This is a genomic window from Embleya sp. NBC_00896 (assembly GCF_045207785.1).
In the GTDB taxonomy this organism is placed as follows: Bacteria; Actinomycetota; Actinomycetes; order Streptomycetales; family Streptomycetaceae; genus Embleya.
On record NZ_CP108776.1, the window covers coordinates 493091 to 505473 of the forward strand.

The 12383-nt window shown below is 70.9% G+C and carries 15 protein-coding genes and 2 pseudogenes; 9 read left to right on the top strand and 8 right to left on the bottom strand.

What is annotated here, in order from left to right:
- The first annotated feature begins 20 nt into the window (after positions 1-20).
- From OG928_RS02170 to OG928_RS02180, 3 genes are read left to right on the top strand one after another with little or no spacing between them, the layout of a single operon-like run.
- Positions 21-326 carry a hypothetical protein gene (locus tag OG928_RS02170; protein ID WP_406278311.1) on the top strand — a complete coding sequence of 102 codons (306 nt, stop codon included), beginning with the start codon at positions 21-23 and terminating at the stop codon, positions 324-326.
- A complete protein-coding gene (locus OG928_RS02175) occupies positions 323-733 on the top strand; it encodes an AraC family transcriptional regulator (RefSeq protein ID WP_406278314.1) in 411 nt (136 codons plus the stop codon). The genes OG928_RS02170 and OG928_RS02175 overlap by 4 nt, the downstream gene beginning before the upstream one ends.
- A 5-nt stretch (positions 734-738) precedes the next feature.
- The gene (locus OG928_RS02180; RefSeq protein ID WP_331768082.1) at positions 739-1398 is read left to right on the top strand and encodes a glyoxalase; all 660 of its coding nucleotides are present in this window, start codon (positions 739-741) and stop codon (positions 1396-1398) included.
- Here OG928_RS02180 and OG928_RS02185 read toward each other — a convergent pair.
- Entirely contained in the window at positions 1337-1744 is a 408-nt protein-coding gene (locus OG928_RS02185; protein WP_406278317.1) for a sigma factor, read from the bottom strand. The two genes, OG928_RS02180 and OG928_RS02185, sit on opposite strands and share 62 nt — an antisense overlap.
- Here OG928_RS02185 and OG928_RS02190 point away from each other — a divergent pair.
- Positions 1701-2114, top strand: a complete 414-nt coding sequence (locus OG928_RS02190; RefSeq protein ID WP_406278320.1) for a VOC family protein — start codon at positions 1701-1703, stop codon at positions 2112-2114. The genes OG928_RS02185 and OG928_RS02190 overlap by 44 nt on opposite strands.
- Before the next feature lie 156 nt (positions 2115-2270).
- Positions 2271-2705, top strand: coding sequence for a YdeI/OmpD-associated family protein (locus OG928_RS02195; protein WP_406278322.1), 435 nt, complete (start codon positions 2271-2273; stop codon positions 2703-2705).
- Positions 2706-2994: 289 nt separating this feature from the next.
- On the opposite strand, the gene OG928_RS02200 is transcribed toward OG928_RS02195, so the two are convergent.
- The 5 genes and pseudogenes from OG928_RS02200 to OG928_RS02220 all read right to left on the bottom strand — a co-directional run bounded on the left by OG928_RS02200 (position 2995) and on the right by OG928_RS02220 (position 6990).
- The gene (locus tag OG928_RS02200) at positions 2995-3429 is read right to left on the bottom strand and encodes a nucleoside deaminase (RefSeq protein WP_406290723.1); all 435 of its coding nucleotides are present in this window, start codon (positions 3427-3429) and stop codon (positions 2995-2997) included.
- A gap of 90 nt (positions 3430-3519) precedes the next feature.
- Positions 3520-3885 (bottom strand): annotated as a pseudogene (locus OG928_RS02205) (ATP-binding cassette domain-containing protein); the annotation flags it as partial.
- Positions 3882-4778: an RNA polymerase sigma-70 factor gene (locus tag OG928_RS02210; protein WP_406278324.1), complete on the bottom strand. Its 897-nt coding sequence runs from the start codon at positions 4776-4778 to the stop codon at positions 3882-3884. The gene OG928_RS02210 and the pseudogene OG928_RS02205, both read right to left, overlap by 4 nt.
- Before the next feature lie 94 nt (positions 4779-4872).
- Positions 4873-6075, bottom strand: coding sequence for an NAD(P)/FAD-dependent oxidoreductase (locus tag OG928_RS02215; RefSeq protein WP_406278326.1), 1203 nt, complete (start codon positions 6073-6075; stop codon positions 4873-4875).
- Between the two features lie 219 nt (positions 6076-6294).
- Complete coding sequence (locus OG928_RS02220) at positions 6295-6990, bottom strand: SDR family NAD(P)-dependent oxidoreductase (RefSeq protein ID WP_406278328.1); 696 nt, start codon at positions 6988-6990, stop codon at positions 6295-6297.
- Between the two features lie 90 nt (positions 6991-7080).
- Between OG928_RS02220 and OG928_RS02225 the strand changes: the two genes are divergently transcribed.
- Positions 7081-7680: a TetR/AcrR family transcriptional regulator gene (locus OG928_RS02225; RefSeq protein WP_406278330.1), complete on the top strand. Its 600-nt coding sequence runs from the start codon at positions 7081-7083 to the stop codon at positions 7678-7680.
- Positions 7681-7722: 42 nt separating this feature from the next.
- Here the strand turns inward: OG928_RS02225 and OG928_RS02230 are convergent, their stop codons facing one another.
- Positions 7723-8586 carry an SDR family NAD(P)-dependent oxidoreductase gene (locus OG928_RS02230; RefSeq protein WP_406278333.1) on the bottom strand — a complete coding sequence of 288 codons (864 nt, stop codon included), beginning with the start codon at positions 8584-8586 and terminating at the stop codon, positions 7723-7725.
- Between the two features lie 147 nt (positions 8587-8733).
- On the opposite strand from OG928_RS02230, the gene OG928_RS02235 reads away from it, so the two are divergent.
- Positions 8734-10356, top strand: coding sequence for an acyl-CoA dehydrogenase family protein (locus OG928_RS02235; RefSeq protein ID WP_406278336.1), 1623 nt, complete (start codon positions 8734-8736; stop codon positions 10354-10356).
- Between the two features lie 85 nt (positions 10357-10441).
- Positions 10442-10789 (top strand): annotated as a pseudogene (locus OG928_RS02240) (STAS domain-containing protein); the annotation flags it as partial.
- Between the two features lie 134 nt (positions 10790-10923).
- Here OG928_RS02240 and OG928_RS02245 read toward each other — a convergent pair.
- On the bottom strand, positions 10924-11637 hold the full coding sequence (locus OG928_RS02245) for an ArsR/SmtB family transcription factor (protein WP_406278339.1): 714 nt from the start codon (positions 11635-11637) through the stop codon (positions 10924-10926).
- A gap of 130 nt (positions 11638-11767) precedes the next feature.
- Between OG928_RS02245 and OG928_RS02250 the strand changes: the two genes are divergently transcribed.
- Positions 11768-12259, top strand: coding sequence for a GNAT family N-acetyltransferase (locus tag OG928_RS02250; RefSeq protein WP_406278342.1), 492 nt, complete (start codon positions 11768-11770; stop codon positions 12257-12259).
- Positions 12260-12383: the final 124 nt, after the last annotated feature.

Consider the following 12383-nt stretch of genomic DNA (forward strand, 5'->3'; position numbering starts at 1 on the left):
CAAGACAAAGGAGCGCGGATATGAGTCCCATGAGTCGTCGATCACCCGTTCTGTGCGACGCTTGCGCGCATTTTCGGCAGCGCGTCAACGGCGACTCGAGGACAACGGCCGACAGATACATCGCGTACTGTTCAGCGTTTTCCGAAGCCATCCCCCGCAGCATCTCCCCCGGTGGCTACGATCACCGTCGTCCATATCCCGGCGACAACGGCATCATGTTCGAAATGAAGGACGGCAAAGAGAAAATTCTGGCTCTGTACGAGAAAATCACCCCTGAAGATCGCAGAAATCGCGTAGCGCCGGATGCCACGGAAGCAGTCGAGTGACATGCGGCCATCGCTCATCGTCATCGATCTCCCGTACCCACAAGCGCTCTGCCACCGGACAGCTTCGCGGCCAACGCGCTGTCCGAACGGCGCGTCCCACCACACCAGGGCAAACGTTGCCTGATGCCCGGCGGGGCGGCCTCAGCGTCACCGAGGTCTGCTTCGCGGTCGGCTGCGCGTCGCTGGGAACGTTCACCACCCGCTTCACCGAGCTGGTCGGCATGCCGTCCGGGGCCTTCCGGCGCCAGGCGGCGGATGCGGCGGCCGACCATGCCGATGCTGCGGCTACGGCCCGCGATGGGGGGTCGGCGATCAAGGTGGAGGGGATGCCGGCGTGCGTGGCGAAGCAGGTCTCGAGACCGGTCAGGAATCGAGAAGCCCCGGCCGCCGCGCTGCCCCTAGCGTGATGGTCATGGCAACCACCGCTTCCACCACAGCCGACACGTCCCTCGCGTCCGTCACCCTCGAGGTGGCCGACCTCGAGGCCGCTCGCCGCTTCTACAGCGCCTTCGGCGTGGACACCTACATACGCCTGCGGGCGTCCGAGGCGCACTCCACCGGATTCCGCGGCTTCACCCTGGCGCTCACGGTGTCCGGGCCGGCCACCGTCGACCACTTCGTCGGCGCCGCCGTGGACGCCGGCGCCACGGTGCTCAAGCCCGCCGCGAAGTCGCTGTGGGGCTACAGCGGCGTCGTCCAGGCCCCGGACGGGACGATCTGGAAGATCGCGACCTCGGCGAAGAAGGACACCGGCCCCGCCACCCGCGAGATCGACCAGGTCGTCCTGCTGATCGGCGTCGAGAGCGTGAAGGCCACCAAGCAGCTCTACGTCGGCCGGGGCCTGACCGTGGCCAAGAGCTTCGGCGGCAAGTACGCCGAGTTCGCCCCCGGTCGGTCCAGCCGCATCACGCTGGCGCTGTACAAGCGCCGTGCCCTTGCCAAGGACCTCGGCGTCCCCGCCGACGGCACCGGCTCGCACCGCATCGTCCTCGGCAGCACCGCCGAAGCCTTCACCGACCCGGACGAGTTCGCCTGGGAGGCTGCCGCGCCGCTCGCCCCCACGCCGTCCTGACCCCCGGCCCCCACTCCCACCCCGCTCGACCCCGATTTCCCGCTTCGGGGCCGACCCGCAGCCAGGCCTCCTGCACCGCGTGCTCGGCCTCGCTGGGTGAGCCGAGCATCCGGTGGGCCACCGCGTGCAAGCGGCTCTGGTGCTCGGCGAACCGTTCGCTCAGCCAGTCCTGTTCAACCCTCGGTCGCATTCCTCCATCCGATCCGGGCATACCGATTGACCGGCCAACACGTGCCGACGTGACAGCCGGGCCCTGGCCCGGATGTCCGGCACGTACACATCCACAGTGCAAGGAGCAAGACATGAAGGCGCACGTCAGTTCCATCCTCCTCGGTGTCCGGGACATGGACCGGGCCAAGCAGTTCTACACCGAGGGACTCGGCTGGAAGATCAAGAACGACTACGGCATCTCGGTGTTCTTCGACTCGGACGGCGCCTCGCCGGTCGGCTTCTACGCTCGCGAGGGTCTGGCCGACCAGGTGGGCACAGCCCCGGAAGGCAACGGCTTCAGCGGGCTGGTCCTGACCTACGTCGTCCGCAGCGAGGCACGCGTCGACGAGATCATCGCGGAGGCCGGCAAGGCCGGCGCCACGATCCTCAAGCCCGCCGGTGCCCTGCCGTGGGGCGGATACGGTGGCACCTTCGCCGACCCGGACGGCTACATCTGGAGCCTCGGCTACAGCGCCCAGGGAACCGACCAGCCCTACGCCGAGTAGCCGCGATCTCTTGCCCCGCAGCCGTCCGGGAAGGCGCGGCGCGTGCCGCAGCCGTCCCGGGCACGGCGATGGTCCCGGGGTGGGAAGTGGGAGCGGCTATCGGAGCCGGGCGGGCCGGATCCGCGGTGAGCCGGCAGAACAATGAGGAGAAAGATCATGAAGTTTCGCACCCTCGTCGAGCCACCCGAGCCCATGCGGGGCCTGGAAGTTCCGCCCGAGGTGGTAGCAGCGCTCGGCGGGGGCGCGCGGCCGCCGGTGACCATCACGGTCAACGGGCATTCCTGGAAAAGCCGGGTCGCCATCCTGAGAGGCCGCCACCTGCTCGGCCTCGGCAACGCCAACCGGCAGGCCGCCGATGTCGCGATCGGCGAGGAGGTCGAGGTCGAGCTGCAGCTCGACACCGAGCCGCGCGTCGTCGTCGAGCCTGCGGACTTCGCCCAGGCTCTGGACGACGACCCGGTCGCCCGCGCCGCGTACGACAACCTCGCCCACAGCCACAAGCGCGAGCATGTGCGCGCCATCGAGAGCGCGAAGAAGCCCGAGACGCGCCGACGGCGTATCGAGAAGGCCATCGCCACCCTGCGGGGCTGACCCCCGAGAGATCAGCCCGAGGAAGGCGACCTTTTGCCCGGCGACATCGACCACGTTCCCGCAGGCCACATGGCGGTAGGCGCCGAGCGGATCCACCGGCACGACCTCGGCGTCCGCGGCGTCGTGCAGCGCGGCCAGCCAGGACGCCCTGCGGCCGGCGACGAATGTGGGTTTGATCGCCGCATAGTCACCGAGCGGGCGGCCATGCCCGTCCCGGGGAAGCAGGTCGGTTCGAGGCCGTGGCCACGAACCGACCCACCGGCCTACCGGCCGGCGTCTCCCGGATGAATCAGACGTAGTAGCCCGCCACCACCGCGCTCGCCTCGTCGTACAGCGCCGGGCCCTCGTGCGGGACGGTCGCGATCACCGAGGGGGCGGTCGGCGACTTGAGGCCGTTGAGCTGTTCGGTGGCGAGCGCGAACACGACGCGGCCCAGGCCGGATCGTTCGATCGCGCCCGTGCACATGCCGCACGGCTGGCAACTCGTGTACATGGTGGTGCCGGCGGCGGTCTCGCGGTCGAGTTCGCGGGCCGCCCAGCGAGCCAGCTTGAGTTCGGGGTGGGCGGTGATGTCGGCGTCGGTCAGCGACGAGTTCTGCTCCTCGGCCAGCACCTCACCGTTCGGCCCGACCAGCAGCGATCCGAACGGCGGGTCACCGGCCGCGCGAGCGGCCCCGGCCAGCTTGATCGCCCGGCGCAGAAACTGTTCCTCGTCGTGTGCCATGTCCCGTCCCGTTCGCAAGGGGGTGGAGTGTCCCCCGGAGGCTATCCGCCCCCGGCTCGACAACGCGGGAATCTCGCCCGGCACAACGAGGTGCAGGTCCGCCATGAGGAGCATGTTCTCCTCGCCGGTGATCAGGCCGTCGACGGCGGAGAACTGCCCGGTGACGCCGATCGCGGCCCGCACCGCCCGCGGGTCGGCGGCCAGGTCGTGGCCGCCGACGTGCAGGTCGCCGGAGTCGGCGGTGATGAGGGTGGACAGGATGTCCACGACGGTGGTCTTGCCGGCGCCGTTCGGCCCGAGCAGCGCGAACACGGACCCGGCCCGGGATGCGCAGATCGATGCCGTCGAGGACGGTCTTGCCCAGACCGTGCAACGTGTCCTCGGCGACGGCCTCCCACCGCCGGCCGCGGCTCCCGTTCCTTTCTCGGGGCGGGGCCGCGGCTGTTCCGGTGTCAGTTCAGGGTGAGCGGTGTGGCGGCGGCGATGTGGGTGAGCTTGGCGGGGTTGCGGACGAAGTAGATGCCGGTGACGAGGCCGTCCTCGACGCGGATCGTCATGACGCTGTCGATCTCGCCGTCGACGCGCAGGAGGAGCGCCGGATCGCCGTTGACGGTGGTGGACTCGCTGGTGAGCGAGCCCTCCTTGTCGCCGAGGCCGACCAGGAGGAGGCGGACCACCTTCGCGAGGCCCATGACGGGCCGTAGCGCGGCGCTACGGACACCGCCGCCGTCGCTGATCAGGACGACGTCGGGGGCGAGCACGTCGAGCACGCCCTGCATGTCGCCGGTCTCCACGGCGTGCTGGAACGACGCGAGGGCGGCCTGGGCCTGGCGCGGGGAGACCACTTGGCGAGGGCGGCGGGCGTCGACGTGCTTGCGGGAGCGGTGGGCGATCTGGCGGACCGCGGCGGGGGTCTTGCCGACCGCCTCCGCGATCTCGTCGTAGCCGACGTCGAAGACCTCGCGCAGGACGAACACGGCCCGCTCGGTGGGCGAGAGGGTCTCCAGGACGAGCATCACGGCCATGGACAGGCTCTCGGCGAGCTCGACGTTCTCGGCGACGTCCGGCGAGGTGAGCAGCGGCTCGGGCAGCCACGGGCCGACGTAGGTCTCCTTGCGGCGCCGCAGGGCCCGCAGCCGGTCGAGCGCCCGCCGGGTCGTGACGCGGACGAGGTACGCGCGCTGGTCGCGGACCTGCGCCAGATCGACCTCGGCCCAGCGCAGCCAGGTCTCCTGCAGGACGTCCTCGGCGTCGGCCGCCGAGCCGAGGATCTCGTAGGCGACGGTGAAGAGCAGGTTGCGGTGGGCGACGAAGGCATCGGTCGCCGGGTCCGCGGCGTGGTCTCGCATCCTCGAATCCTTCCATTCCTTTCATGGCGGTCCGCCCCAGGGGGTTCGGGCATGGGCGAGCGGGCGGCGCGCCTGGGCCGCCCGCTCGATGGGGCTACGACACGTGCGCGGGCCGGCTCGCGCCCGCGGCCTGTACGCGCTGCTGCCGGGCGTCGTCCTTGGCCTTCAGGACGCGTGCGCCGGGCTTGTGCGCCTCGTCGGCGAGTTGCTTGACGGTGTGGGAGACGACGAACTCCTTCAGGCGTGCGCCCGGGCGGCCGCCGACGTGGAACCGGATGGCGGTGTCGTCCTTGCGCGCGAACTGGAAGATGCCGGCGCCGCGGCCGAGGCTGACGCACAGCCCTGCGAAGGCGATGCTGATGGCTTCGGGCCGCCCGCCCTCGATCCGGCGGAGCACGGCGTCGGCGGCGTGCGGGCCGAGCTGGACGGCGGACTGGCATCCCATCCGGTAAGCGAGGCCCGAGGGCGCGGCCGCGTCCCCGGCGGCGACGATGCGGTCGTCGTCGATGCTGGTCAGGGTCTCGTCGGTGAGGAGGCGGCCCGTCTCGTCGGTGCTGAGGCCGCTGCGGGCGGCCAGGTCGGGAACGCCGAAGCCGGCGGCCCAGATGGTCAGGTGGCCGCGCACCTCGCGGCCGTCGGCGAGGCGCACGGCGTCGGCCGTCACGGACGCCGCCTTGGTGTCGGGGCCTTCGAGGACGGTCACGCCGAGGGCCGCCAGCCGTTTGGCGACGAAGCGGCGGCCGTTCGGGTGGAGGTAGGGGCCCAGCTGTCCTCCGCAGACGAGGGTGACGGTACGGCCCGCCTCGGCGAGCTCGGCCGCGGTCTCGATGCCGGTGGCGCCACCGCCGACGACCGTCAGCGCCGCGGTGGCGGGCGCGGCGGCCACGGCCTGGCGCAGCCGCTCAGCTTCCTCCAGGGTCGCGATCGGGTAGGCGAACCTGTCCGCGCCGAGCACCTTCGGCGCGCCGCTGCGGCTGCCCACCGCGTAGATCAGGTGGTCGTACCCGACGGTGCCGCCGTCGGCCAGCGAGACGGTGCGCGCCTCCCGGTCGATCCCGGTCGCGGTGTCGACCACGAGCTCGACGCGTTCGCTCAGGACGTCCTTGTAGTCGACGACCGCGTCGTCGGACCCCGCCACCAGCTGGTGCAGACGCAGGCGCTCGACGAAGGTCGGGCGCGGGTTGACGAGGGTCACGGCCACGTCGTCGCGGCTGGTCAGGCGGTTGGCCGCGAGGACTCCGGCGTATCCGCCGCCGATCACGATGACTTCGGTCCGGCCGCTGTTGTGCTTCGTCATGGTCTCTGCTCCATTCGCTCGGGGTTTCGCACACAAGGCGCCGGGCGGAGGGAACTTGTGACACGGTGTGGCCCGGATCACATCCGGCGGTGGGTCAGGGCGCGTCGGACAGGTGAGCGTGCAGGAGGACGGCGTTGGGGAGCCGTTGACGAACCAGAGGGCGTCCAGGACGACCGCGACCTCGCCTGATTACGCGAGTTCACCAGTGGGGCCTGGGCGCTACCACGGGACCGTCTCGCCGTGGCGATCCAGGAACTGCAGGCCGGGGGCGCCGGACTGCGCTTCGAGGACGTCGACGACGGCCGGGATGCTCTCCTGGGGGGTGAATGGCGCGTCGGGTCCGCCGAGTTGGGTCTGATTGTGGCCGGGGTCGATGAGCAGCTTGGTCTGTCCGTCGCCGGCGTGGCGGGTGGCGTAACTGCGCATCAGTTGGTTGAGCGCGGCCTTGCTGGCCTTGTAGAGCTCGTAGCCGTCCTCGGTGTTTCGCGAGATGCTGCCCTGGTCGGAGGACATGACCGCGACGGTTCCGCCGGGCGCGACGAGTGTGCGGAGGGCCTCGAGGGCGCGCAGCGGGCTCAACGCGTTGGTGATCATCACCTCGGTGAACATGTCGGTCGGGACCTCGTCGATCGGCAGGTTGCCTCGGTCGATTGCGGCGTTGACGAAGAGCAGATCGAGTCGACAACCTTCCAGGCGCTCGCGCAGAGCGGCTATCTGTTCGGGGCTTGTCATCTCCAACGATTCGACCTTCAGCCGTCCGTTCCAGGCATCGGCATTCGCTTGCAGTTCGCCGCCGCCCCGGCGGGTCGTGGCGATGACGCACCAGCCGCGTCGGGCGAGTTCGTTGGCGAGGACGAGCCCCAACCCTCGAGAGGCGCCGATGACGAGAGCTTGACGGTTGGACGTGGCAGACACATTCACTCCTTCGCAGCGGTGAGATTTAGTCTAGACGAGGCGTTGCGTCTAGACTAAATCACGAGGCTGCCGACGGGTATTGTGTTTCGCATGCCCGCCACGAGCTCTCAGCCCCGCAGGCCGCACTCCGGCAGCCGGCGCGACGAGGAGGCACGTCTGGCCGTGCTCCATGCCGCGGACGATCTGCTCGTCGAGCACGGCTTCGGCGCCCTGACCGTCGAGGCGATCGCGCGTCGTGCCGGCGTCGCCAAGCAGACGATCTACCGCTGGTGGCCCTCGAAGGTCGAGATCCTCCTCGACACGCTCATCGAAGACAGCGACAAACGCCTTCCCATCCCGACGGAGCAGCCCACGGCAGAGAGCATCCGTGGCTACCTACGCGGCTTCGCGCGATTCCTCACCCACGACCCCGCAGGTAAGGTCCTGCTCGCGCTCATCGCCGAGGCGCAGCACAACCCCAACACGGCAACGAGCTTTCACAAGCGCTATCTCGGCCCCCGCCGTGACCAAGAACGCGACATGCTCACGCGCGCGATCGACGCCGGCGAGGTCTCGCCCGAACTCGGCCCCGATGCCACGATGGACGCTCTTGTCGGCCCGATCGTCTACTGCGCCCTGACGGGTTCGAGCATCCCCCGCGGCCTGGTGGACACCCTCGTCGAGGACCTGCTCAGGCCCCGCTCGAATTGAGTGTCCGCTCGGATTGAGTGCCCGCTCGGATTGAGCGTCTCCTCAGCCGTTCGCCGGCCCGACTGCCGGGTCGGCCGCGTGTAGTTGCTTCCAGATGCGTTGGGCGAAGACCGTTTCGCCTGCGTGGGCGTCGGCTTCGTCGGCGGTGGCGAGCCAACCGACGATGTCGCCGGGGATGTCCGGGCCGGCGGCGGTGAAGTTGGCTTGGAGGTGGCCGCTGGAACCGCGGGCCTTCTGCGACTCGGTGAGGACGAAGCCTGGGTCGACGTTGAACGCGCGCAGTCCGCGGTCGCGGTACTCGGCGTGCAGGACGCCCGCGACCCGGCCGAAGGCGGCCTTGGACGCGGCGTAGGCGACGCCCCAACCGCCGGCGCCGGCCGGCCCGGGCGGGTTGAGTCGGGCCGAGCCGGAGGTCATGTTGACGACGTGGCTGCGCGGGTGTTCGAGCAGGTGCGGCAACAGGTGCTGGATCAACACGAGTTGGTGCAGGTAGTTGCCGATGAGGAGGTTGTGCGCGGCCTCGATCGGCAGGTCGAGGAAACGGTCCATCGCGCCGGGGCCCTGGTGGATGGCGTTGTTGAAGAGCAGGTCGACCCGACCCCAGGCGGCCAGGCCGGTCTCGCACGCGTCGGTGACCGATTGCCGGTCCATCAGGTCCATCCGGATCGGCAGCGCGCGCCGGCCCAGGGCCTCGATCTCGCGCGCGGTGGTCTCCAGGCTGCCGGGGATCGTGAACTGCGTCGGCTCCGCGGTGGAGGAGGTGGGGCCACCGCGCCCCTCGCCTTCGCGCACCGTGCGGGCGGTCAGGACCACGTCGTAGCCGGCGCGGGCGAGGGCGAGGGCTCCGCAGCGGCCGATACCGCGACTGGCGCCGGTGACGAAGGCGACGGGGGTGTCGTGAGGCATGCGCGCACCATGCCAGATTAACTTGACAGAATCCAGCAAATCGCCGGCTCGACTCGCCCTGCCCCGCCGAGCCGACTCGGTGCGACACGTGCCGACCAGGCCCGTCCGCTCTTGTTACCGACGCGTAGCGCTGCTTGACTGCTGGACATGTCGACGCACGAGGTCACCAACCAGGTCCCGACCCCGACCGCCCGCGACACCGCCGCCGATCCCGCGCTGATCGAGGCGCTGCACCGCGAGGGGGCGGGGTGGGCCGAGCCCGAGGTCCGCGACCTCGGGCTGCTCGCGGGCAGCGAGCAGGCCCAGGAGTGGGGCAGGCTCGCCAACGAGCACGAGCCGGTCCTGCGCAGCCACGATCGCTACGGCCACCGGATCGACGAGGTCGAATTCCATCCGGCCTGGCACGAACTGATGGCGGTCGCGGTCGCCCACGGCCTGCACGCGAGCCCGTGGCGCGAGGACCGGGCGGGCGCGCACGTCGCGCGGGCGGCGAGGCTGTACGCGTGGAGCCAGGTCGAGGCGGGCCACATGTGCCCGATCTCGATGACGTACGCGTCGGTGCCGGCGCTCCGGGTCGAGCCGGAACTGGCCGAGGTGTACGAGCCGTTGCTCGCGTCGCGCGAGTACGACTACGGACTGCGCGAGCCGACCGGCAAGCGCGGCCTGCTGGCGGGCATGTCGATGACCGAGAAGCAGGGCGGCTCCGACGTCCGCACCAACACCACGCGCGCGGTGCGGTCGGCGGACGGGTCGTACCGGCTGACCGGCCACAAGTGGTTCACGTCCGCGCCGATGTCCGATCTGTTCCTGACCCTGGCCCAGGCTCCCGGCGGACTGTCCTGCTTCCTGGTCCCGAGGGTGCTCCCCGACGGCACCCGCAACGCGTTCCACCTGATGCGGCTCAAGGACAAGCTCGGCAACCGGTCCAACGCGTCGGCGGAGATCGAGTACGAGGGCGCGTACGCCCGCCTGGTCGGCGCCGAGGGCCATGGGGTGCGCACGATCGTCACCATGGTCAACGCGACCCGGCTCGACTGCGTGATCGGCGCGGCCTGCGGAATGCGGGTCGGCGCAGTCCGGGCGGCCCACCATGCACGGCACCGGCGGGCGTTCGGCGCCGCGCTGATCGACCAGCCGCTGATGCGCAACGTGCTGGCCGACCTGGTGGTCGAGTCGGAGGCCGCGACCACCGTCGCCATGCGGCTGGCGGGCGCGGCCGATCGGGCGCTGAGCGGGGACGCGGACGAGGGGGCGTTCCGACGGATCGCGGTCGCGGTGTCGAAGTATTGGGTGTGCAAGCGCGGACCCATGCACGCGGCCGAGGCACTCGAATGCCTGGGCGGCAACGGCTACGTCGAGGAGTCGGGGATGCCCCGGCTCTACCGCGAGGCGCCGCTGGTGTCGATCTGGGAGGGCTCGGGCAACGTCGCCGCGCTCGACGCGCTGCGCGCCATGGCCCGCGAACCGGCCTGCGTGGACGCGTACTTCGCCGAGGTCGACGGCGCCGCCGGAGCGGACCCGCGCCTGGACGCGGCGGTCGCGGAGCTGCGCAAGGACCTGGCCGATCCGAGCGACGCGGAGTTCCGGGCCCGGCGGATCGTCGAGTCGATGGCGGTGGTGCTCCAGGGCTCGCTCCTGGTGCGCTACGCGAGCCCGGCGGCCGACGCGTTCTGCGCGACCCGGTTGGCGCGCGAGGGCGGCCACGCGTTCGGAACCCTGCCCTCCGGCACCGACACGGGCGCACTGCTGTCCAGGGTGGAACCCGCATAACGCGCGTCCCGCACTCGCACGGGACCCTGGGAAGGCCGGCCTCCCCAGGGTCCCGTTTCATGCCGTCATGCCGTCACGCCGTCCCGGCGGGCGTCAGGCGATGGTGATCTTCGCCCGCCGGGTCGCCCACCTGACCGACGTCAGCTCGACCCGCGCCGCCGACGACGCGAGCGTGACCTACCTGGTCACGGGCGAGATGTTCTTCGCGTCCAGCAACGACCTGGTTCACCGCTTCGACTACGCGAACGACCCGGCCCACGTGATCATCGACCTCTCCCGTGCGCACATCTGGGACGCCTCCACCGTGGCCACCCTGGACGCGATCACCACCAAGTACGCGCGCTACGACAAGAGCGTCGAGATCGTCGGCCTCAACAAGCACTCCGCGCGGATCCACGACACCCTCAGCGGCGAACTCGCGGGCAGCCACTGACGGCGGCGCGGGGCGCGCACCGGTCGTGCGGTCGTTCCGTCGGCGCCGTTCCTTGTGATCGGAGATCGGCCGGGTGATCAGAGACCGGCCGGGTGATCAGAGATCTGCCGGGTGATCAGAGACCGGGCAGGTGATCAGAGACCGGCCGGCGGCAGGCCGAGGTGGTCGTGTAGTGCATGCCGACCGGTGTCGGTCACGGCGAGCGCGCGTGTCGTGCCGATGCGCGTGATCCAGCCGACGGTGAGTGCGTGACCGCACAGGGCGGCACCCACGGCGCCGGCCAGGTGGGGGCGGCGCTCGGTCCAGTCCAGGCACGCACGCACCAGCGGCCGGCGCGAGCCGCTCGGCAGGGTGATGCCGACCCCGGCCAGCCAGGCCGCGCCATCGCCGGTCAGCTCCGGCTCGGGCCCCCAGCGCAGCAGCCCGCGCTCGACCATCGCGTCGGTGATCGCCAGCGAGACCGCTCCGGCCAGGTGGTCGTAACACAGACGCGCGCGGGCGAGTGCCTGCTGACGGCCCGAGGCGGACAACGAACGCGGTGACGCGGCCTTGTACGGGGCCAGCGCGGCGAGGCTCTCCATCAGCTCCACCACCCTGATGTCGGCCACCCGCAGGTACCGGTGACGTCCGTGCCGCTCCTCGACCAGGAGCCCGCCGCGCACGAGCAGATTCAGGTGCGTGGTCGCGGTCGAGGGCGCGACACCGGCATGACGTGCGAGCTCGGTCGCCGTCCACGCCCGGCCGTCCAGCAGTGCCAGACAGAAGGCGGCCCGGGTCCCATCGGCCATCAGCCGCGCCACGCCCGCCAGGTCCACCCCCACGTCACGACCTGCGCGCTGAGCGTCCATCCCCCGATTGTCACCGATCTCGGTTCGGCGTCCGTCGAAGTGTCCACGCCTTAACGTCGCCGAGCGCGCGGAACACGCCCGTACCTGCACGGGGATGCCGCGCCGCCCCCGCTACCGCATCGGAGGAACCATGCCCGAATCCGACCCGACCGTCGGCGCGCCGCCGCGTCCCGAACCCCGGGCGGACCTCGTTGTCACCGATGCCCCGAAGCCCGCGGACATCGCCCTGATCTCCGACGCCCTGGACCGGTTCAACATCCGGAACACGGGAATCGACGACCGGCAACCGCTCGCGGTCCTCGTCCGTGATCCCCGGACGCACCAGGTGATCGGCGGACTCACCGGGCGCACCTCGCTCGGGCTGTTCTTCGTCGACCTCTTCTTCCTGCCGCCCGAACTGCGCGGCAGCGGGCTGGGCGGCGAAATCCTTCGACAGGCCGAGCAAGAGGCTCGCGCCCGCGGCTGCCGTGCGGCCGTGCTCTACACGATCACCTTCCAGGCCCCTGGCTTCTACCGGAAACAAGGGTGGAAAGACCTGGGAGAGGTCCCCTGCGATCCGCCGGGCACCAGCCGCGTATTCATGACGAAGGAAATCGCCGCACCGACCGGCGACGGAGTTTGACCGACGGAACGGCGCGACGACGACCATCGGCGCTCGGATCGGCGCCGAGGACCGGACCGGGTCGGCTCCTTCGGGTCGGTGGCGCGTGCGGGGGCCGGCGCGGGCGGCGCCGGGGTCGCGGCCG